The sequence below is a fragment of the Polynucleobacter sp. AP-Elch-400A-B2 genome (genome assembly GCF_018688355.1).
Classification (GTDB): Bacteria; Pseudomonadota; Gammaproteobacteria; order Burkholderiales; family Burkholderiaceae; genus Polynucleobacter.
Map to the genome: position 1 here is coordinate 131,743 of NZ_CP061317.1, position 20,489 is coordinate 152,231.

The following is a 20,489-nucleotide window of genomic DNA, read 5'->3' on the forward strand; positions in this document are numbered from 1 at the left end:
TTAGTGTTGGGTTGCTGCTATAAATTGGTCTAGCTTTTGACGGGCGGCACCAGAAGCAATGGCTGCTTGTGCCATCTGAATACCACTAGCAATACTGGGTGCTACATCGGCTACATACAGAACTGCGCCAGCATTGAGACAAACAATGTCACTGGCTGGGCCGGATTTTTTATTGAGCACATCTAAAACAATTGCTTTAGATTCTTCCGGATCGGCCACCTTAAAACTGCTAGTAAGCGCTGTACTTAAACCAAAGTCTTTTGGATGAATCTCATATTCACGAACCTGGCCATCTTTTAGTTCACCAACGAGAGTAGGGCCCTCAAGAGAAATCTCATCTAAGCCATCACGGCCATAAACCACTAATGCATGATCCATTCCCATGGCTTGCAATACACGTGCCTGGATACCCACTAAGTCAGCATGAAATACACCCATGAGGATGCGCTTGGCATCTGCTGGGTTTGTAAGGGGCCCTAGGATATTAAAAATCGTGCGTACACCCAAATCTTTACGAATCGGCACCACATTTTTCATCGCAGGGTGATGGTTTGGTGCAAACATAAAGCCTGCCCCTACATCAGAAATACACTTTGCAACCTGCTCAGGTGAGAGCGAGAGCTTAACGCCTAAGGATTCCAGAATATCTGCGCTACCTGATTTACTACTTACGCTACGATTGCCATGCTTAGCAATCTTTGCGCCAGCCGCCGCAGCGACAAACATAGCAGCTGTAGAAATATTGAACGTGTGAGCACCATCTCCGCCTGTGCCCACTACATCCACTAAATTCTTTCTATCTTCTACATGTACTGGCGTCGCAAATTCACGCATGACTTGCGCAGCTGCGGCGATCTCGCCAACAGTTTCTTTTTTGGTGCGCAGGGCAACGAGTAGGCCAGCAACTAAAGTGGGTGGCATTTCACCACTCATGATCAGACGCATCATGGCAGTCATCTCATCATGAAAGAGTTCGCGATGTTCAATGCAACGTTGTAATGCTTGCTGTGGAGTAATGGGCATAGGAGTCGACTGAATACCTGTGAGTTATTTGGCTTGCAAGAAGTTCTTCAGAAGTGCATGACCATGCTCAGAAAGAATCGATTCTGGATGGAATTGCACACCTTCCACCGCGAGTTCTTTATGGCGTACACCCATAATCTCACCATCAGAAGAGGTAGCTGTTATCTCAAGAACTACTGGCAATGAGCTCTTTTCAATTGCAAGTGAGTGATAGCGCGTTACTTTGAATGGGTTAGGTAAATCTTTAAAAACGCCAGCGCCAGTATGGTGAATATCATCGGTCTTGCCATGCATGACTTTCTGGGCGCGAATAATCTTGCCGCCAAATGCTTCACCAATCGCTTGGTGCCCAAGGCATACGCCTAGGATTGGAATCTGTCCGGCATAGCGTTGAATCGTAGCCACTGAAATTCCCGCTTCAGCTGGACTGCAGGGTCCTGGTGAAATGCAAATACGAGCAGGGTTGATCTTGGCAATCTCTTCAACAGAAATTTCATTATTACGGAAGACCTTTACCTCTTCACCAAGCTCTGCAAAATACTGAACCAGGTTGTAGGTAAATGAATCGTAGTTATCAATCATGAGGAGCATCGAGTCCTCCTTGTACTAAGTCAGCTGCCATTAATACTGCTCGAGCTTTCACTTCAGTTTCTTTCCACTCGGCAGTGGGGTCAGAGTCTGCAACTACACCAGCACCTGCTTGAGAATGCAATACGCCATCACGAATTACACCGGTGCGAATGGCGATCGCTACATCCATATCCCCAGAGAAGGAGAGATAGCCTACTGCGCCACCATAAACTCCGCGTTTCACAATTTCCATCTCATCAATAATTTCCATTGCCCGAATTTTTGGGGCGCCCGATAAAGTGCCGGCAGGGAAGGTTGCGCGCAGAACATCCATATTGCTCATATTGTCTAATAGCTCGCCTTCAACGGAGCTCACAATGTGCTGTACGTGAGAGTATTTTTCAATTGACATAGAGTCTGTCACTTTGACAGTTCCAGTCTTTGCAATACGACCTACATCGTTACGTGCCAAGTCAATCAACATCACATGCTCAGCAATTTCTTTTGGATCGGCAAGTAATTCTGTAGCAAGGCGCTCATCTTCCTCGGGTGTCGCGCCACGAGGGCGTGTGCCGGCTAGCGGACGAATCGTCACAATCTTTTGACTCTCACGTTGCTCTTGGCGTACCAAGATCTCTGGTGATGAGCCTACTACCTGCAGATCACCAAAGTCATAGAAGTACATATAAGGTGATGGATTCAAAGAGCGTAATGCACGATAGAGAGCAAGCGGTGAATCTGTAAATGGTTTGCTGATACGCTGGCCAATCACTACCTGCATGCAATCCCCAGCCAAAATATATTCTTTGGTTTTGAGAACAGCGTTTTCAAAATCGACTGCCTTAAATTTGCGAATCAATTCTGTTTTAGTGCTTGGTAATGAAGCTGGCATACTCACAGGCTTACTTAAGCAAGCAAGTAATTCTTTTAATCGAGCTTGGCCCTTTTCAAAGCTATCTATCACGCTGGGGTCTGCATAGACAATTAAATAAATACGACCTGCAACGTTATCAACTACTGCTAACTCTTCGGTGAGCATCAATTGAATATCCGGCACACCCAATTCATCTGGCAGATGGTGTTTTGCTAAACGCGATTCAATATAACGAACCGTGTCATAACCAAAGTAGCCAGCAAGCCCACCACAGAATCGCGGGAGACCGGGTTGCAACGCCACTTTAAAGCGCTTGAAATACGCGTCTACAAAATCCAATGGGTTGTCATGATTACTTTCAATCACCTTGTCATTGAAGAGCACTTCAGTGAGTGGGGCATCAGGCGTACCCACTGTTCTCAAAACAGTTTTTGCAGGTAGGCCAATAAAAGAGAATCGCCCAAAGCGCTCACCACCTAAGACAGATTCAAGTAGATAGGTATTCTTTTGCCCAAAAGCTTGTGTGAGCTTGACGTATAGCGAGAGCGGCGTCTCTAAGTCTGCTAAAACTTCTTTCACCAATGGAATGCGATTGAAACCCTGTTTTGCGAGGGCAAGAAATTCTTCGTGCTGCATTACGCTTTTCCTGACGTCGCTAGTTCTGCGCGCATCGCTTTAATCACGTCGGCATAATTTTCTTTGCCAAAGATTGCGGAACCAGCAACAAAAGTATCTGCACCAGCTTTGGCTACTTCTGCAATATTGTCGACTTTAATTCCGCCATCCACTTCAAGACGAATATGGCGACCGGTTTCTTGTTGATAACGATCTAGGCGTGCACGCACTTGAGTAATCTTATCGAGCGTGCTCGGAATAAATGACTGACCACCAAACCCAGGATTTACGGACATCAATAAAACCAGATCAAGTAAATCAAGTGTGTGATCTAAGTGATGAAGCGGTGTGGCAGGATTTAAAACCAAACCAGCTTGACAACCTTGATCGCGAATTAAATTAATAGTACGGTTCACATGAGGGCTTGCCTCAGGATGAAAGCTAATCAGGTTTGCACCTGCTTTTGCAAAATCTGGAATGAGGCGATCTACTGGTTCCACCATGAGGTGCACATCAATCATCGCTGGCTTGCCATCTTTTATTGCATGAGGGCGAATTGCCTTACAAACTAAGGGGCCAATAGTCAGGTTCGGGACGTAGTGGTTGTCCATCACATCAAAGTGAATCCAGTCTGCACCCGCCATGAGAACATCCTGAACTTCCTTGCCCAGGCAGGCAAAGTCAGCCGACAAAATGGAGGGGGCAATGACAAACTGGCTATTTGAGAGTGATTTCTGGCTATCCATCCCTAGATTCTAGCTTGCAGTTGAGCTTAGGATGGAGCAGAATTCGAGCATGAATCCTCATGAAATCAGCATTACGGTTAAAACCCAATATTTGGCCGACCAGTCTGACCCCGATAATCGTCAGTTTGCCTTTGCCTACACGGTCGCTATTAAAAATACCGGTACGGCCAGCATTCAGCTCATTGCTCGCCATTGGTTCATCACCGATGGGGATAACGATGTCCAAGAGGTCCGTGGGCTGGGGGTGGTAGGCCAACAACCCCTTTTGCGGTCAGGGGAACAGTTTGAGTACACCAGTTGGGCCACCTTACCAACGCCGGCGGGAACCATGCGTGGGGAGTATTTCTGTGTCACTGAAGAAGCTCAGTTTTTCCAGGCCCCCATCCCTGAATTTGCCTTGGTGATGCCCAGAACCTTGCACTAGGTTCTTAAAAACCCTATTTTTTGCCCTTACCTGTCCAAAGGACGATAAAAAGCAGGAGGGCTAATGCTAGGCCACCCTCCAAGACAAACAAGATCATGGGGTATTCATCGAGTACATTGGCAATCATGATTTCTATATCCAAATTGATAAGTCGCAAAAATACTTCGCAAGTCTTTGTCTGCAGTGTATTCGTTATCAGTATTGCGAGCTTATTGGCTGCTTGCTCTACCCCTTCCACCCGTGGATCTGGTTATCGATCTAGTGGCGCTGCTCCAACTAGCTACAGCTCCTCAATCGCCAGCTTCCGATCTATTTCCTGGCAGGACTTACCTGGCTGGCAAGAGGATGATTTAACCCAAGCTTGGCCAGCTTGGCTCAAGAGTTGTGATGCCCTGCGTAAACGTAATAGTGAAATGAATTGGCGCCAGGTATGCGCTCAAGTCGGTAACGTTTCAGGCCGTGATGAACGTGCAATTCGTCAATACTTTGAGGGAAATTTTCAGGCATACGAAGTACGTAACAGCGCTACAGGCAACGAATCAGGGCTAATCACCGGTTATTACGAGCCCGTCATGGATGGCTCTCAGACCCGCACAGCCACTTACCCTGTCCCTTTGTATGGCCTGCCAAATGCCTGGAAAGGCTCAAAGCCAAGCCCTGCGCCAGCACGTGCAGAACTGATGAGTACTGGAGTGCTGCGAGGTTCAGAAATCGCCTGGGTGCAAGATCCCGTAGCTGCTGCCTTTATGCAAATTCAGGGCTCTGGAAAAATTCGTTTAGAAGATGGGCGTGTATTACGACTTGGTTATGCCGGAACTAATGATCAGCCGTTTAAGTCTTTTGCCCAGTGGTTGCTCGATCGCAAGGAAATCACGCGCGGTGAGGCAACGATGCAGGGCATTTCTGCATGGGCCAAGCGCAACCCTGGCCGAGTAGAGGAGATGCTCAATGCCAATCCTCGATTTGTATTCTTTAAAGAGTTGCCGAGTAATGTCAGTCCTGATCTAGGTCCTAATGGTGCCCTAGGAGTGCCTTTAACAGCCGAACGTAGTATTGCCATTGATCTGAAGGCGATGCCCTTAGGTGCCCCAGTCTTCTTGAGTACTACCAAACCCTTGAGTAGTCAGACCTTGCAAAAGTTGGTGATGGCCCAAGATACAGGTAAAGCCATTGTGGGCGGGGTGCGAGCAGATTACTATTGGGGATCAGGAGATTCTGCAGGTGAGTTAGCGGGACGCATGAAGCAAGATGGCAAGATGTGGTTATTGTTGCCACGCTGAACAAATTATTTTTGAAAGAGATCGATGACCTACAACACCATATTGACTGAAGTAGATGGCAAAGTTGCCGTCATTACTCTCAATCGTCCTCAGGTATTAAATGCTCTTAATGATGAGTTAATGAATGAGTTGGGTAAGGCGCTGTTGGGTTTTGATGCTGACAACAATATTGGATGCATCATCGTCACCGGTAGTGAAAAAGCTTTTGCCGCGGGCGCGGATATTGCAACGATGGCCAAGTATGGTTTTGCCGATGTTTATCGTAGTGGCTTTATTTCTCGTAACTGGGAAGAGATCAAAAAAGTACGTAAGCCAGTAATTGCAGCAGTGTCTGGATATGCTCTTGGTGGTGGGTGTGAGTTGGCGATGATGTGCGACACCATCATGGCCGCTGATAATGCAAAGTTTGCTCAACCAGAGGTGAAGTTGGGAATCATTCCTGGCGCTGGTGGTACGCAACGTTTGCCCCGCGCAGTCTCAAAAGCCAAGGCAATGGATTTGGCGCTGACCGGACGGATGATGGATGCGGCTGAAGCCGAGCGCTCTGGTCTTGTTGCCCGTATTTTCCCGCAAGCAGATTTGCTAAAAGAAGTGAAGGCAATTGCTGCGACGATTGCAGAGATGCCACTGCTGACTGCGATGATGGTGAAAGAGGCAATCAATGCCGCATATGAAACTACGCTATCAGAAGGGATGCACCTTGAGCGTCGTTTATTCCATTCATGTTTTGCAACTCATGATCAAAAAGAAGGTATGGCAGCTTTTATGGAAAAGCGCCCAGCGAAATTTACGAACTCGTAAAAATTTCAGCACTCAGAGTAAATTATTTTTCTAAGTAGCGTTGAGCTAGCTTGACCCAGTAGCTGACGCCTACTGGGATCAGGGCGTCATTAAAGTCATACGAAGGATTATGAAGATGGCATGGACCCATGCCATGACCTACCGAGCGGTGATCGCCATCACCGTTACCTAGAAACACATAGCAACCCGGTTTCTCTAGGAGCATGAACGCAAAGTCTTCTGCGCCCATGGTTGGATCAATAGAGGTATTAACGTTTTGCGCTCCAACCAACTCACTCATGACCTCGCTTGCAAAATGTACTTCCTTGTCATGATTAATGAGCGGAGGATAATTGCGAGTAAAGCCGACTTCTGCCTGACAGTCAAATGCGCTAGCTACATTGTGTGAGATCTCTCTCAAACGTTGTTCAATTAAATCCAGGACTTCGATAGTAAATGTGCGAACGGTTCCACCAATAAACGCACTATCTGGAATGACGTTACTTGTCTCACCCGCATGGAACTGCGTTACCGATAACACTGCCGCATCTACTGGGCGCTTATTGCGTGTAATGATGCTTTGCAGGGCTTGCACAACTTGAGTACCAGCAAGTACGGGATCAGCACTATTGTGTGGCAAGGCGGCATGCCCGCCTTTACCACGGATGGTAATTTCAAAAGTATTACTAGAAGCCATCATCGGACCAGACGTCACGCCAAAATGACCTTCGGCAAGTCCTGGCCAGTTATGCAGACCAAAGACAGCATCGCAAGGAAATTGTTTAAAGAGTCCATCGTTAATCATCTCTTGCGCGCCAGCACCACCTTCTTCTGCTGGCTGAAAAATGAAAATTACCGAACCGGTAAAGTCTCGATGATTGGATAAGTACTGAGCGGCACCCAATAGCATGGCAGTGTGACCATCATGGCCACAGGCATGCATCTTGCCGGGGTTCTTTGAAGTATGTTCAAAGTTATTGTGTTCTTGTAATGGCAGCGCATCCATGTCGGCACGCAATCCAACCATCTTGCCTAGACCTAAGTCTCCATTCAGTCTTCCGACAACTCCAGTTTTTCCAAGGCCACGATAAACCGTAATTCCCCAACTCGAAAGTGCTTCAGCTACGAGATCGGAAGTGCGATTTTCTTCAAAGCGCAATTCTGGATGCGCATGAATATTGCGGCGAATCTCTTGAATAGCTGATGCAGAGCCTATGATTTCTGGAAGTAATCGCATAATTCCATCTTATCTGAATTTACCCTGGCAGTTTTATATGTTCTGCAGCAAACCCTAAGGCCTCAATGGCATAGGGGGCATTCTCTAATTTCTGAAGCTGCTGAGGAAGAGTCGGAACAAGACCTAAAAAAGGCGCAAAAATTCGGTCCTTAAGGGTTTGAATATTTTCAGCTAACAGAGGCATTTCCTCTGAAAGTGTGTTGGCTACCCAACCCGCAATTGTCAGCTGGCGTGACACAATAGCTTCACAAGTGAGTAGGGCATGATTAATGCAACCCAAGCGCATGCCCACAACGAGAATGACGGGTAAATCCATCGCCTGCGCTACATCCCCCAAATCTTCCTGCTCATTTAATGGGACTAAAAACCCACCGGCACCTTCAACCACTACCGAATCAAATACTGAATCCAATATATTGAATTCATCTAAGATCAGAGTGGCATCTAAATGCACATTATTTTGCTGGGCAACGAGATGAGGGGCTGCCGCAACATCCAGAACAAATGGACAAAGACTTTGCTCGCCAGGATTGAGTCCTGAAGCAATGCGCAATGTTTCTAAATCTTCATTGAGTTTTCGGCCGCCAGTATCAACATAAGTGCCCGCAACCACAGGTTTGAAACCTATTGCGCGATTACCAGCTTCTCTCAGTTTAAGAATGAGTGCGCCGCTCACTAAAGTTTTACCAACTTCAGTATCAGTGCCCGTAACAAAAAAACCGGTAGATGTACTCAGTGTCATAAATTACTTTTTACTTCTTGCTCAATTGCCTGCAATGTCTTGATCAGCTGGCGTAAGTCATCAGCACTATGGTTTGCAGAAAAAGTAATGCGTAGACGAGAGCTGCCAACGGGCACGGTAGGTGGTCGAATGGCTGGAATCCAATAACCCGCCTCATCTAAAAGCTTGGCGGCTGCTAATGCGCTGGCATTGCTTCCTAAGATTACTGGCTGTATTGGGGTGGATGAAGGTGTTTTTTCCCAGTCTTGGAAAGTCATTTCATCACGCCAAATCTGAATCAGTTGATTTAATTGCTTGCGACGTGCAATACCTTCCTTGCCCTCGATGAGTTCCAGGCTGGTAAGTAGAGTGTGTGCAATCGCTGGCGGCGTAGCAGTACTGTAAATATAGGGGCGCCCTTTTTGGATGAGCCATTCAATAAAGGATGCGGCTGCACAAATAAATGCGCCGCTGACGCCAGCTGCTTTGCCAAGCGTGCCAATGTAAATAATTCTTTCTGAATGTACTCCCGATTGCTCTAGAATCCCATGGCCAAGTTCGCCAAGTATGCCAAAGCCATGCGCATCATCTACCATCAGTAGCGCATCATATTGTTCGGCAAGTTGAAGTAGATTTTTTACGGGCGCGATATCCCCATCCATGCTGAAGACACCATCGACCACAATCAATTTGAGCGAGTGCGTATCTTGCTGTAATGCTTCTTCTAGAAAGTCGAGATTTTGGTGATCAAACAAAGTCACTTGGGCTTTAGTTTGTGAACTTGCTAGACGTACACCATCAATTAAAGAGGCATGATTAAGTTTGGCCGAATAAATACTGACTTCACCTGGATTGGTAAGTCTACTGAGACCCGTAATAGCGGTGATATTTGCAAGATAGCCAGTACTAAAGAACAATGCTCTTACATTGGGAATATATTTACTCTCACAAGCGGCTAATTTTTGTTCAAGTAAGTCATGTGCAACGCTATGGCCGCTGATTAAGTGTGATGCACCGCTTCCAACCCCATATCGCTTTGCACCTTCCGCAAGCGCAGCAACTAACTCAGGGTGATTGGCTAGGCCTAAGTAGTCGTTACTACAAAACGCCTTAAGTTCTCGTTGATCAACCTGGGCCTTGGTATCACAGGGTGACGCAGTGGTGCGTAATTTACGTCTGAGTAACTGCGCATCTAGATTGGCAATCTGGTGTTCTGCCATATCTCGAGCTTTAAAGTTTGTACTCATGCCATCACCTGATTGAGAGCGCGCTGTATAGAGATACCCATTTGCATCGTCTCTTCTGAAGAGAGAATATACGGCGGCATAACGTAAATCGTATTAGCAATGGGTCTAATAAGAATACCTTCCGCCATCCCTGCTGAAAACATCTCTCGTGAAAAAGTATTTTTACGCTGGAGTGATTCAGGTTTGACATCAAATGCCAGGATCATGCCCTGCTGACGCCAATGTTCGATGCGAGGGTCTACTTTTGCCCAAGCAAATGCACTAGCAAGATCTTGGCTGCGTTCGATATTTTTTTCAAGAACAGCTTCAGTTTCGAAGATTTCTAAGCAGGCGAGAGCAGCAGCGCATGCTAATGGGTTGCCTGTGTAGGAATGCGAGTGCAAGAAACCTTGTTGCAGTTGATCGCCATAAAAAGCACGATAAATTTTGTCAGTCGTCATGGAGAGTGACAAGGGAAGATATCCTCCACTAATACCTTTAGAGAGCGTCAGAAAGTCTGGCCAAATTCCTGCATGCTCACAAGCAAAAAATTTTCCTGATCGACCGCAGCCTACTGCGATCTCATCAGCGATCAAGTGAATGTTGTAACGATCACAGAGCGATCGTGCTAAGCGCAAATATTCAGGCGAGTACATTGCCATATGCCCAGCGCATTGAACGAGTGGTTCAACAATGATCGCGGCGATATTGTGATGCTCTGCCTTCAGTAACTCTTCCAATTTCTCTGCTGCCCGCATGGCGGCATCGTCAGCACTTTCACCAGGCTGTGCTTTGCGTGCATCGGGTGAAGGCACGGTAAAAACATCTTGTAATAGTGATCCGTATGCTTCTCGAAAAATCGCAACATCAGTGACTGCTAGTGCGCCCAAAGTTTCACCGTGGTAACCATTTTCTAGGCAGATAAATTTTTTCTTTTGGGGCTGATTATTCAGTCGCCAGAAGTGATGACTCATTTTTAAAGCAATCTCTACTGCAGACGCACCATCGGATGCAAAAAATACGTGACCTAAATGACCTTGAGTTAAAGCAGATAGTTTCTCGGATAGCTCCACAACAGGAGGGTGGGTAAATCCGGCGAGCATGACATGCTCAATTTTTTCAAGCTGACTTGTAATGGCTTGGTTGATACGCGGATTGGAATGCCCAAACAGATTAGTCCACCAAGAGCTGATGCAATCTAGGAGGGCATTGCCTTGGTCGTCAAAGAGCCAAGCACCCTTACCTTTAGTAATGGCAATTAATGGCAAGGACTCGTGATGCTTCATCTGAGTGCAGGGATGCCAAACGGCTTCTAGGCTGCGATCAATCAGAGAGGTTTGATTTGGATCAGAAATAAGCTTCATGTTTGGTATTTGACCACTAGTTTTTCCTAATTTAAGCCTGTATCTGTTATGTTTATGCCTTGAATTGATCTATTTTCTGGAATTCGACCATGCAGGCCACCCAAACTATTGAAAAACCCCTCACCCAAGTCAAGTCTCAAAAGGATTTGCATAAGGAGGTAGATGCTTTGGGTGCTTGGTCAGTTGCCCAGGTTGAGGCCCTATTTGCCCTGCCATTGAGCGATCTGATGTTCAAGGCACAAGAGACGCATCGTGCCTACTTCCCTGATGGTGATGTGGAATTGGCTACGCTGTTGTCAATCAAGACTGGCGGTTGCCCAGAGGATTGTGGATATTGCCCTCAGGCGGCTCGTTATGACACTGATGTCAAAGCGAACAAGTTGATGGATTTAGATGAGGTGCTTGAGGCCGCCAAAGCAGCCAAAGCTGCTGGATCGAACCGCTTTTGTATGGGCGCCGCTTGGCGGGAGCCCAAAGACCGTGATATTGAAAAAGTTGCCGCCATGATTAAAGGTGTCAAGGCTTTGGGCCTTGAAACCTGTGCGACCCTGGGGATGCTAGAGCCTAATCAGGCTCAAGCCCTCCAAGAGGCAGGCTTAGACTTCTACAACCACAACCTAGATACCAGCGAGGACTTCTATCGCTCAGTGATCTCTACTCGGGGCTATCAAGACCGCTTGGATACGATTTCTAATGTGCGTGCTGCAGGCATGTCGGTGTGTTGTGGCGGTATTGTGGGTATGGGTGAGTCCCGTGAACAACGTGCAGCCTTCTTGGCGCGTTTGGCTAACTTAAGTCCATATCCAGAGTCAGTTCCCATTAACCATTTGGTTCCTGTAGCAGGAACCCCTTTGGCAGATCAGAAGCCCTTAGACCCATTGGAATTCGTGAGAACTATTGCGGTAGCTCGTATCACTATGCCGCGTGCACGAGTACGCCTCTCAGCTGGACGTCAGGAGCTGGGTAGGGCAGTTCAGGCCATGTGTTTCCAGGCTGGTGCCAATTCGATTTTCTATGGTGAGCAACTACTCACTACCGGTAATCCCGAGGCAGAACAAGACCGTGAGCTATTGGCTGAGTTAGGCCTGAAGACTAAGCAGAGCAGCAAAACAGAGGTTTTAGTCTAATTTTCACCAGCTTATGGCACTAATCGATCGCTTCATTATTGAGTTTGATACAGCCCTACGCTCGGTAGTCGGGGGTGCTCATGCCCATCGTCCAATGCCGGGTTCCAATACCCCATCAAGCGGATTATTGGATGCCAAAGAGAGGGAGCATGCGGCTGGATTAATGCGTGTAAACCACGTAGGCGAGGTCTGCGCCCAAGCGCTTTACCAAGCTCAAAAATTAGTAGCTCGCAACCCTGAAATTCGGCAGATGTTAGATGACTCTGGCCAAGAAGAAATGGATCATTTGGCTTGGTGCGAAACACGCCTCCAAGAGTTGGGTTCACACACCAGTTACCTCAACCCAATTTGGTATGCAGGATCCTTTGCAATCGGTATGGCTGCTGGCTTATCGGGTGATAAGTGGAGCTTGGGATTTGTTGCTGAAACCGAAAAGCAGGTAGAGAATCACCTCGAGAGTCATCTCGAAACATTGCCTGTAGAAGATGAGCGTTCTCGCGCAATTGTTAAGCAAATGCGCATCGATGAAATTGAGCATGGACAAGCCGCAATTTTGGCTGGTGGAGCGGTCTTACCGAAGCCTATTCAGAGTCTCATGCAGGCAATGTCCAAGGTGATGACAAGCACTGCTTACAAAATCTAGTTCTCAATTAATTATCTCGGATATTTTCCTTATAGTACTGTTCATTAATACAGTATATTTACCTATTATTAGGCTAAATAGCTAAGATCTATTCTTAAGTATATTTTCCAAGCCATTGTTTCAAGTAGCATTTTTATAAGCACCATTTTATCAACATATGACGCTAAGTGTTTGTAATCACTAGGAAATTTCCTAAAAAATAAGCCAAAAACACTTGACCCTCTTAATACGATCCTCTAAAGTGGGAGGAAGTGTGAAAAAGTGGGGTAAATAGTGTTTCAAGGTGCGTCAGCTCTCAATTTAGATGCAAAAGGCCGCATGTCTGTGCCGGCAAAGCATCGTGACGCCTTGTTAGTTCAAGGTGAGGGCCGGATTACGCTCACAAAACACCCCGACGGATGCCTACTGCTATTCCCCCGACCTGAGTGGGAAACCTTCCGCTCACGAGTTGCGCAATTGCCAATGGATGCCCATTGGTGGCGTCGCATTTTCCTTGGCAATGCTGGTGAAGTGGACTTGGATAGCGCCGGAAGAATTTTGGTGAGCCCGGAGCTGCGATCAGCCGCTGGTATTGAAAAAGAAGTGATGCTGCTCGGTATGGGTAGCCATCTAGAGCTGTGGGACGCCGCTACTTACGCTGCAAAAGAACAGGCCGCCATTGCACAAGGTATGCCTGAAGCCCTGAAGCAATTTAATTTTTGATGACAGGGTGCCATGAACATAACTCATCGCCCAGTATTACTGGCCGAGGCGGTGACGGCGCTGGTCAGTGGACCACTCATCACCTCACTCGCAGCTTCAAAAAATCTACTCTTGATCGATGGAACCTTTGGGCGCGGTGGTCATACTCAAGCCTTATTAGCGCAACTACCTGCAAATGCACGAATGATTTCTTTCGACAAGGATTTAGATGCGATCGCAGTAGCGGAAAAAATCAAGGACTCTCGTTTACGCATCGTGCACGACAGTTTTGCGCAGATGGATCAGTACGCGGACTCAGAATCAGTCGATGGAATTTTGTTGGATCTCGGCATCAGTTCTCCACAAGTAGACGAAGCACATCGTGGGTTTTCTTTTCGCAAAGATGGTCCACTCGATATGCGCATGAATACGGACCAAGGCTTGACGGCAGCAGAATGGTTGGAACAAGCATCGCAAGAGGACATCACCCGCGTGATTAAGAATTATGGTGAGGAACGTTTTGCATTTCAGATTGCTAAAGCCATTGTGGCAAAGCGAGAAGAAGGCTCACCTCCAAAAACAACTTTGCAATTAGCAAGTCTGGTGGCTAGCGTTGTTCGTACCAGAGAAGTTGGTCAAGATCCTGCGACTCGTACTTTCCAAGCACTCCGTATTTTTATTAATCGTGAGTTAGAAGATTTGGAGCTCGGATTAAAAGCAGCGCTCAATTTATTAAAGCCAGGCGCGCGCTTAGCGGTAATTAGCTTTCATTCTCTCGAGGATCGGATTGTGAAGCAGTTCCTGCAGTCGCATGCCAAAGTTGAAGTGCCTCGCGGCTTGCCTGTCCGGGATCGGGATTTACCAAAAAGTGATTTAGAGATCATTGGACGTGTTAAGCCAAGCGATGAAGAGGTTCGAGAGAACCCTCGCGCTCGTTCCGCCATCATGCGTATTGCTGAAAAGCGTACAGGAGCGTCATCTTGAATCGCGCAACGCTTACCTTACTGGCCTTGTTATTAGTTTGCGCACTATCTTTGGTAGCGGCGCAGCAGCGTGCGCGTAAATTATTTATTTCCTTAGATCGCGCACAAATCGAGGAGCGCAAACTCAACCAGGACTGGTTACGCTTGGAGTACGAGCAGCGTAATCTATCGAAGTCCGCACGAATTCGTGATGTTGCGCGTAATCAGTTGCACATGACTCCTATATCTCCAGAGCGTACTTTGTACTTAAAGGAGGCTAGATGAGGACTGTAGGTTTTTCAACTACACCCAATTTAGTGTTGCGTCTGCCAATGTGGCGGTCACGCCTAATGCTGTTCATGTTGTTCTTCGTGTTCATGTTGTTGTTAATCCGCGCTTTTTGGATTCAAGGCCCAGGAAATGCTTTTTATGAAGCTAAGGGCGTACGCGGTACACAGCGCGAATTGGAGTTACCCGCTTCCCGTGGAAAAATATTGGATCGCAATGGCCAAGTGATTGCTACGAGCTTAGAGGCGAAGTCAGTGATCGCTTATAACGATACCGTGCCCGACGATTTAGCTGCAGATAAGGTTCAGAAGTTAGCGAAACTATTGCAGCTAAGTGAAGCTGAATTACGTAGAAAGTTAAAGGAAGATCGTAAACAGATTTTTTTGAAGCGCCAAGTGGATCCAGTAGTTGCGCAACAGATTAAGGAATTAGAAATTCCGGGAATTGGCTTGAATAACGAATACCGTCGCTTTTACCCAGAGGGTGAAGCGATGGCGCACGTTGTTGGCTTTACAAGTGTGGAAGATCGTGGCCAAGAGGGAATGGAGCTCTCAAGAGAAAAAGAATTGGCTGGGCATCCAGGCGCTCGTCGAGTAGTGGTTGATCGCCTCGGTCGCGTTGTTGAAGATGTTGCCATTTTGCAGTTACCGCAAAACGGTAAGGATTTACAACTTTCTATCGATAGCAAGATTCAGTTTCTGGCTTATAACGCTGTTAAAAATGCAGTTGAGCAGCACCATGCAAGCGCTGGTGGTGCTGTCGTATTGGATACGCAGACCGGCGAGATTCTGGCTTTAGCAAACTACCCAAGCTATAACCCAAACGATCGTAAGAAGCTCACGGGTGAGCAGTTACGTAATCGTGTTTTGACCGACACCTTTGAGCCTGGCTCAACAATAAAACCGTTAACCGTAGCAATTGCTTTGGAGAAGGGTGTCATCACTCCCAATACCAATATGGCGATTGGCGCTAAATACTTGGTAGGTCCAAAACCAATTACAGATACCCACCCTTACGATAACTTAACCGTTTCTCAAATTATTCAAAAATCTAGCAATATTGGTACGGCCAAGATTGCAATGAATAATTTAACTGCAGAAGAGATGTGGAATTTCTATACATCTGTTGGCTTGGGTCAGGCGCCAAAGATTGGTTTCCCTGGCTCTGTAGCAGGCACAGTCCACCCTTATAAAAAATGGATGCCAACAGATCAAGCGCGGATTGCATTTGGTTATGGCATTTCAGCTTCACTCTTTCAGGTAGCTCGCGCATACACCATCTTTGCCCGTGATGGCGAGTTAGTGCCTCTCACAATTGAGCGTAGTCCAGACTTTAAGCCTGGTACACATGTTATTTCTGCCAAGACGGCTATTCAGATGCGTAGCATGATGGAGTCAGTAACGGAGCCTGGAGGTACTGCCATTAAAGCGCAGGCTGAAGGTTATCGAGTTGGTGGAAAAACAGGTACAGCCCATAAATTAGTGGGTAAGGGTTATGGTAATAAATACCGCGCTTACTTTGCAGGTCTAGCGCCGATTAGTGCCCCTCGCATTGTGGTCGCCGTCATGATTGATGAGCCTACTGGTGGTAGTCATTATGGTGGTGATGTTGCTGCACCAGTCTTCTCTACTATCGTGAGTGAGACTCTGCGTACCTTGAATGTATTGCCGGATAGCAATATGAAGCAGATGACGCTGCAGGATAAAAATCCTACAGAGATTCAGATCGCTGCTGTCAAAACAAATGCAGCGGTTTTAAAAAGATGATGGCAATGGTCAAGATTGAACCCCATCTCTTAATCTCGCATTTACGTGATCTCACTTCAGCGAATGCAAAAGTGACTGCGGACAGTCGCCAAATTCATTCTGGCGATATCTTCTTTGCATACGCTGTTGGTCATGGTAATGCCCTACGAGATGGCCGCGATTACATTGCGGCCGCCTTGGCAAATGGTGCAGCGGCAGTAGTATTCGATCCTGCTGATGGTGTTGCAAATGAATACTTAGATCACCCAGAATGTTTTGCTGTCGAGCATTTAGCAATCTTGGCTGGAGAGCTCTGCGCGGAGTGGTATGACTACCCAAGCAAAAATCTTAATGTCATCGGTGTCACAGGTACCAATGGAAAAACCAGTATTACTCAGTGGCTAGCTCAGGCTATGGATGAACCTAATCATCACACTGCAGTGTTAGGAACATTAGGCACTGGGTTTCCGGGCGCACTCATTCAAACTGGTTACACCACACCAGATGCACCGCAATTGCAAACCCAATTAAAAGAATTGCTCGATGCAGGCGCTCAAAATCTGGCCATAGAGATTTCTTCTCATGCATTGGATCAAGATCGAGTTGCTGGCTTGGATGTACGTAGTGCGGTATTTACCAATCTGACGCAAGATCATTTGGATTATCACGGCACGATGGGAGAGTACGCACAAGCTAAGGCAAAACTCTTTAAGTTTCCCCAGCTTGAAAATGCCATCATCAATTTTGATGATGCATTCGGGCGAGAGTTGGCGATCAAACTCCTTGCTAGCGATGGTCCTCAAGTATGGGGCTACGCCTTAAGTAGCAATGCATTTGCTGGATTTGAAAAATTTGGCGAACGTCTAAAGCGTAGCTGTACAGAAAACACTGTATTTACAAATGCTAGTTATGAATCCCAATTTAATTGCGATGCTCTAGGTTCAAGCGTTGTTCAGCTTGCCGTATTGGGTGAATTTAATCTCAGTAATTGCCTTGCTGTGTGGACTATCCTTTTGGCGCAAGGTTATAGCTCACTTGAGGCCTCCAAGCGTTTGAGTAAGCTAAGTGCTGTTCCAGGGCGTATGGAGCTGATTCACTTGAATCAAACACAAAGAACTGAAGGTCCATTGATTGTGGTGGATTATGCGCACACACCAGATGCCCTCACTAAAGCAATAAACGCATTACGCCCCATTGCAGATCAACGGGATGGAAAAGTCTGGTGTGTTTTTGGTTGCGGCGGTGACCGAGACTCAGGTAAACGTGCCCAAATGGGTCGTGCGGCACAAGAGTTTGCTGATCACATTGTGATTACAAGCGATAACCCTAGATCTGAGGATCCAGCATCTATTATTGCCATGATTCAATCCGGCATGTCAGGTGATTTGGGGAATGTTCAAATGCTGCCTGATAGAGCGGCTGCCATTATGGCTGCGGTACGACATGCTGATGTCAAGGACATTGTCTTGGTAGCAGGCAAAGGCCATGAGTCTACTCAAGAAATTAATGGCAAGAAATTTGATTTTTCTGATCAAGAACACATTCGTTTGGCAGCAGGGGGTAGCGTATGAGCACGCCTATGACTACTCTTGCTCAAGTTCATGCCATGTTGCCAGGCAGCCAGTTGATTCACGCTGACAAAAAGTCTGCACAAGCGATTGCTATTTCTCGTATTGGTAGTGATAGTCGTCAGATTCAATCGGGTGAATTATTCATCACCTTGGCAGGCGAACGTTTCGATGCACATGATTTCTTGGGTGATGTGGCTATAGCAGGCGCAAGTGCAGCACTCATTAGTCAAAAAGAAAAGTGCCCTACAAACTTAGCTGCAGTATGTGTTAAGGATGTAAAGCAAGGTTTGGGTGAATTAGCGAAGGCATGGCGTGCGCAGTTTTCTATTCCAGTGGCTTTGGTAACTGGATCAAATGGTAAGACCACGGTCAAAGAGATGATTGCAGCTATCTTCAAGATAGCTGCCGGTGAAGAATGTACCTTAGTGACCAAGGGCAACCTTAATAACGATATTGGCTTACCTTTAACTTTGCTGCGCATGCGACCGACAGATCGTCTAGCAGTGATTGAGTTGGGGATGAATCATCCTGGTGAAACAGCTGAGTTAGCGGTCATTGCTCAGGCAAATATTGCCCTAATTAATAATGCTCAACGTGAGCATCAAGAATTTATGGCGACAGTGGAGGCGGTTGCAAAAGAACATGCAGCTGCCTTGAGTTCACTCCCCGTGGATGGTGTTGCAGTATTTCCGGCGGATTCTGAATTTTCTGATGTTTGGTATCAAGCTGCTGCAGGACGCAAGGTAATTGATTTTGCTTTATCTACTAGCGATGCTTTAGCTAAGGCCTCTGTTATGGGCAAGTTATTGGCTAGCGGAAAAATTGAGATTGCAACTGCACTCGGCAAGATTGAGGTCCAACTCAACACCTTAGGTAATCACAATGTGCGCAATGCTTTAGCAGCTAGCGCAGTCGCTTTAGCTGCTGGTTTAAGTTTGGAGCAAATTCAAGCAGGCCTGGAATCTTTTGTCCCAGTAAATGGGCGCATGCAATCAAAGCCTTTAAATGCACGCCGTACTTTGATTGACGACAGTTATAACGCCAATCCCGATTCTGTAAGAGCTGCTATTGATGCACTGAAACAGTCTGGAAATACTTCTTGGTTGGTATTGGGCGATATGGGTGAAGTGGGCGATCAAGGACCTGCCTTCCATGAGGAAGTTGGCGCCTATGCTGCTGAGCAGGGTGTCAGTAAGTTATTTGCACTCGGAGAGCAGTGCAAATTTGTGGTGCAAGGGTTTAATGAGTCAGAAAAGTTTTCGCTTACCAGTAGCGCTACTCATTTCGTGACATTGGATCAGCTGCTTGAAGAGCTCAATGCAGCACTAGTAGATCAAGAGTCAAGCAAGCACATGCATTTAGATATTTTGGTTAAAGGATCTCGTTTTATGCGTATGGAGCGTGTAGTGCAGGCCTTATTAGAGGAGGCTAAAACATGCTCTTAATGTTGGCGCAATGGTTACAAGATGATTTCGGATTTTTCCGAGTCTTTGGCTACATCACGTTTAGAGCGGTGATGGCAACCGTGACTGCTTTGTTGATTGGGTTAGCAGCTGGTCCGTGGGTTATTCGGAAGTTGACCGCATTGAAGATAGGTCAAGCGGTTCGAACGGATGGCCCAGAAACCCATTTAGTGAAATCAGGCACGCCTACGATGGGTGGCGTATTGATTCTGTTAGGTATCTTTATCTCCTGCATGTTGTGGGCTGATCTGAGCAATCGTTTTATCTGGATTGTGATGATTGTGACTTTTGGATTTGGCTTGATTGGTTGGGTGGATGATTACCGCAAAGTAGCACGGAAAGATCCTAAAGGAATGGCCTCAAGAGAAAAATTCTTTTGGCAAACTTTGATCGGCTTATTTGCTGCTATTTATTTGGCTTTTTCTGTGTCTGAAGTAAATAACCTCAAAGTTTTGCAGTTGTTCTTTGATTGGCTGAAGAGCGGCTTTGCTTTGGACTTGCCAGCTAAATCAAACTTACTCATTCCTTTTATGAAAGAAGTAAGCTACCCATTGGGTGTTATGGGCTTCATCATTTTGAGTTACTTGGTGATTGTTGGAAGTAGTAACGCCGTTAATTTAACGGACGGACTTGATGGTCTAGTGATCATGCCGGTAATCTTAGTTGGCGCTGCTCTAGGTGCATTTGCTTATGTAATGGGTAATGCGATTTACGCAAAGTATTTATTGTTTCCTTATATTCCTGGCGCAGGTGAGCTCATGATTTTCTGTGGCGCTATGGGGGGTGCGGGATTGGCCTTTCTTTGGTACAACACGCATCCCGCACAAGTATTTATGGGTGACGTTGGCGCGCTCGCATTGGGCGGTGCACTTGGAACTATCGCCGTAATTGTTCGTCAGGAAATCGTGCTCTTTGTCATGGGTGGGATCTTCGTCGCAGAAACACTGTCAGTGATGCTGCAAGTCTTCTGGTTCAAATTCACTAAGAAGCGTTTTGGTGAGGGTCGCCGTATTTTTAGGATGGCTCCGCTGCATCATCACTTCGAATTGGGTGGCTGGCGCGAAACGCAAGTGGTGGTTCGCTTTTGGATCATCACTATTTTATTAGTTCTCATTGGCCTCTCCAGCCTGAAATTAAGGTAAGCCAAAG

At 46.7% G+C, this 20,489-nt stretch carries 20 protein-coding genes; 12 read left to right on the forward strand and 8 right to left on the reverse strand.

Features of this window, described 5'->3' with window-relative positions:
* From trpD to rpe, 4 genes are read right to left on the reverse strand one after another with little or no spacing between them, the layout of a single operon-like run.
* Complete coding sequence (gene trpD, locus FD977_RS00775; RefSeq protein WP_215305698.1) at positions 1-1,023, reverse strand: anthranilate phosphoribosyltransferase; 1,023 nt, start codon at positions 1,021-1,023, stop codon at positions 1-3.
* Positions 1,024-1,047: 24 nt separating this feature from the next.
* A complete protein-coding gene (locus tag FD977_RS00780; RefSeq protein WP_215305699.1) occupies positions 1,048-1,614 on the reverse strand; it encodes an aminodeoxychorismate/anthranilate synthase component II in 567 nt (188 codons plus the stop codon).
* On the reverse strand, positions 1,598-3,103 hold the full coding sequence (gene trpE / locus FD977_RS00785; RefSeq protein ID WP_215305700.1) for an anthranilate synthase component I: 1,506 nt from the start codon (positions 3,101-3,103) through the stop codon (positions 1,598-1,600). Before trpE ends, FD977_RS00780 begins: the two co-directional genes overlap by 17 nt.
* On the reverse strand, positions 3,103-3,828 hold the full coding sequence (gene rpe / locus FD977_RS00790; protein ID WP_215305701.1) for a ribulose-phosphate 3-epimerase: 726 nt from the start codon (positions 3,826-3,828) through the stop codon (positions 3,103-3,105). Before rpe ends, trpE begins: the two co-directional genes overlap by 1 nt.
* A gap of 49 nt (positions 3,829-3,877) precedes the next feature.
* Here rpe and apaG point away from each other — a divergent pair, with 49 nt between their 5' ends.
* The 3 genes from apaG (at position 3,878) to FD977_RS00805 (ending at position 6,333) form a co-directional block, all read left to right on the forward strand.
* Positions 3,878-4,252 (forward strand): Co2+/Mg2+ efflux protein ApaG, encoded by a 375-nt coding sequence (gene apaG, locus FD977_RS00795; RefSeq protein WP_215305702.1) that lies wholly within the window; start codon positions 3,878-3,880, stop codon positions 4,250-4,252.
* Positions 4,253-4,377: 125 nt separating this feature from the next.
* On the forward strand, positions 4,378-5,532 hold the full coding sequence (locus FD977_RS00800; protein WP_215305703.1) for a murein transglycosylase A: 1,155 nt from the start codon (positions 4,378-4,380) through the stop codon (positions 5,530-5,532).
* 24 nt (positions 5,533-5,556) lie between these two features.
* The gene (locus FD977_RS00805; protein ID WP_215305704.1) at positions 5,557-6,333 is read left to right on the forward strand and encodes an enoyl-CoA hydratase; all 777 of its coding nucleotides are present in this window, start codon (positions 5,557-5,559) and stop codon (positions 6,331-6,333) included.
* Positions 6,334-6,355: 22 nt separating this feature from the next.
* Here the strand turns inward: FD977_RS00805 and FD977_RS00810 are convergent, their stop codons facing one another.
* Genes FD977_RS00810 through bioA form a run of 4 tightly spaced genes read right to left on the reverse strand, consistent with a single transcriptional unit; the run spans position 6,356 to position 10,860 of the window.
* Positions 6,356-7,549 (reverse strand): M20 aminoacylase family protein, encoded by a 1,194-nt coding sequence (locus FD977_RS00810; protein WP_215305705.1) that lies wholly within the window; start codon positions 7,547-7,549, stop codon positions 6,356-6,358.
* 19 nt (positions 7,550-7,568) lie between these two features.
* Positions 7,569-8,291 carry a dethiobiotin synthase gene (bioD, locus tag FD977_RS00815; protein WP_215305706.1) on the reverse strand — a complete coding sequence of 241 codons (723 nt, stop codon included), beginning with the start codon at positions 8,289-8,291 and terminating at the stop codon, positions 7,569-7,571.
* On the reverse strand, positions 8,288-9,517 hold the full coding sequence (locus FD977_RS00820; protein WP_215305707.1) for an 8-amino-7-oxononanoate synthase: 1,230 nt from the start codon (positions 9,515-9,517) through the stop codon (positions 8,288-8,290). The genes bioD and FD977_RS00820 overlap by 4 nt, the downstream gene beginning before the upstream one ends.
* Complete coding sequence (gene bioA, locus FD977_RS00825; RefSeq protein WP_215305708.1) at positions 9,514-10,860, reverse strand: adenosylmethionine--8-amino-7-oxononanoate transaminase; 1,347 nt, start codon at positions 10,858-10,860, stop codon at positions 9,514-9,516. The genes FD977_RS00820 and bioA overlap by 4 nt, the downstream gene beginning before the upstream one ends.
* Positions 10,861-10,949: 89 nt before the next feature.
* Here bioA and bioB point away from each other — a divergent pair, with 89 nt between their 5' ends.
* From bioB to mraY, 9 genes are all read left to right on the forward strand, one after another.
* Positions 10,950-11,987: a biotin synthase BioB gene (gene bioB / locus FD977_RS00830; protein WP_215305709.1), complete on the forward strand. Its 1,038-nt coding sequence runs from the start codon at positions 10,950-10,952 to the stop codon at positions 11,985-11,987.
* A 13-nt stretch (positions 11,988-12,000) separates the two neighbouring features.
* On the forward strand, positions 12,001-12,630 hold the full coding sequence (coq7, locus tag FD977_RS00835) for a 2-polyprenyl-3-methyl-6-methoxy-1,4-benzoquinone monooxygenase (RefSeq protein WP_215305710.1): 630 nt from the start codon (positions 12,001-12,003) through the stop codon (positions 12,628-12,630).
* 273 nt (positions 12,631-12,903) lie between these two features.
* Positions 12,904-13,332, forward strand: coding sequence for a division/cell wall cluster transcriptional repressor MraZ (gene mraZ / locus FD977_RS00840; RefSeq protein WP_215305711.1), 429 nt, complete (start codon positions 12,904-12,906; stop codon positions 13,330-13,332).
* A gap of 12 nt (positions 13,333-13,344) precedes the next feature.
* Positions 13,345-14,295 carry a 16S rRNA (cytosine(1402)-N(4))-methyltransferase RsmH gene (rsmH, locus tag FD977_RS00845; protein ID WP_215305712.1) on the forward strand — a complete coding sequence of 317 codons (951 nt, stop codon included), beginning with the start codon at positions 13,345-13,347 and terminating at the stop codon, positions 14,293-14,295.
* Positions 14,292-14,558 (forward strand): cell division protein FtsL, encoded by a 267-nt coding sequence (gene ftsL, locus FD977_RS00850; protein ID WP_215305713.1) that lies wholly within the window; start codon positions 14,292-14,294, stop codon positions 14,556-14,558. The genes rsmH and ftsL overlap by 4 nt, the downstream gene beginning before the upstream one ends.
* Positions 14,555-16,327 (forward strand): penicillin-binding protein 2, encoded by a 1,773-nt coding sequence (locus FD977_RS00855; RefSeq protein WP_215305714.1) that lies wholly within the window; start codon positions 14,555-14,557, stop codon positions 16,325-16,327. Before ftsL ends, FD977_RS00855 begins: the two co-directional genes overlap by 4 nt.
* Before the next feature lie 5 nt (positions 16,328-16,332).
* Entirely contained in the window at positions 16,333-17,877 is a 1,545-nt protein-coding gene (locus FD977_RS00860; protein ID WP_251369502.1) for a UDP-N-acetylmuramoyl-L-alanyl-D-glutamate--2,6-diaminopimelate ligase, read from the forward strand.
* Positions 17,878-17,912: 35 nt separating this feature from the next.
* On the forward strand, positions 17,913-19,322 hold the full coding sequence (gene murF / locus FD977_RS00865; protein WP_215306988.1) for a UDP-N-acetylmuramoyl-tripeptide--D-alanyl-D-alanine ligase: 1,410 nt from the start codon (positions 17,913-17,915) through the stop codon (positions 19,320-19,322).
* Positions 19,313-20,482 carry a phospho-N-acetylmuramoyl-pentapeptide-transferase gene (gene mraY / locus FD977_RS00870; RefSeq protein WP_215305716.1) on the forward strand — a complete coding sequence of 390 codons (1,170 nt, stop codon included), beginning with the start codon at positions 19,313-19,315 and terminating at the stop codon, positions 20,480-20,482. The genes murF and mraY overlap by 10 nt, the downstream gene beginning before the upstream one ends.
* Positions 20,483-20,489 lie beyond the last annotated feature (7 nt).

Bases quoted from the DNA above. Each gene is read 5' to 3' on its own strand.
- trpD (WP_215305698.1), bottom strand. From the start codon at position 1,023: ATGCCCATTACTCCACAGCAAGCATTACAACGTTGCATTGAACATCGC.
- FD977_RS00780 (WP_215305699.1), bottom strand. From the start codon at position 1,614: ATGCTCCTCATGATTGATAACTACGATTCATTTACCTACAACCTGGTT.
- trpE (WP_215305700.1), bottom strand. From the start codon at position 3,103: ATGCAGCACGAAGAATTTCTTGCCCTCGCAAAACAGGGTTTCAATCGC.
- rpe (WP_215305701.1), bottom strand. From the start codon at position 3,828: ATGGATAGCCAGAAATCACTCTCAAATAGCCAGTTTGTCATTGCCCCC.
- apaG (WP_215305702.1), top strand. From the start codon at position 3,878: ATGAATCCTCATGAAATCAGCATTACGGTTAAAACCCAATATTTGGCC.
- FD977_RS00800 (WP_215305703.1), top strand. From the start codon at position 4,378: ATGATTTCTATATCCAAATTGATAAGTCGCAAAAATACTTCGCAAGTC.
- FD977_RS00805 (WP_215305704.1), top strand. From the start codon at position 5,557: ATGACCTACAACACCATATTGACTGAAGTAGATGGCAAAGTTGCCGTC.
- FD977_RS00810 (WP_215305705.1), bottom strand. From the start codon at position 7,549: ATGCGATTACTTCCAGAAATCATAGGCTCTGCATCAGCTATTCAAGAG.
- bioD (WP_215305706.1), bottom strand. From the start codon at position 8,291: ATGACACTGAGTACATCTACCGGTTTTTTTGTTACGGGCACTGATACT.
- FD977_RS00820 (WP_215305707.1), bottom strand. From the start codon at position 9,517: ATGAGTACAAACTTTAAAGCTCGAGATATGGCAGAACACCAGATTGCC.
- bioA (WP_215305708.1), bottom strand. From the start codon at position 10,860: ATGAAGCTTATTTCTGATCCAAATCAAACCTCTCTGATTGATCGCAGC.
- bioB (WP_215305709.1), top strand. From the start codon at position 10,950: ATGCAGGCCACCCAAACTATTGAAAAACCCCTCACCCAAGTCAAGTCT.
- coq7 (WP_215305710.1), top strand. From the start codon at position 12,001: ATGGCACTAATCGATCGCTTCATTATTGAGTTTGATACAGCCCTACGC.
- rsmH (WP_215305712.1), top strand. From the start codon at position 13,345: ATGAACATAACTCATCGCCCAGTATTACTGGCCGAGGCGGTGACGGCG.
- FD977_RS00855 (WP_215305714.1), top strand. From the start codon at position 14,555: ATGAGGACTGTAGGTTTTTCAACTACACCCAATTTAGTGTTGCGTCTG.
- FD977_RS00860 (WP_251369502.1), top strand. From the start codon at position 16,333: ATGGTCAAGATTGAACCCCATCTCTTAATCTCGCATTTACGTGATCTC.
- murF (WP_215306988.1), top strand. From the start codon at position 17,913: ATGTTGCCAGGCAGCCAGTTGATTCACGCTGACAAAAAGTCTGCACAA.
- mraY (WP_215305716.1), top strand. From the start codon at position 19,313: ATGCTCTTAATGTTGGCGCAATGGTTACAAGATGATTTCGGATTTTTC.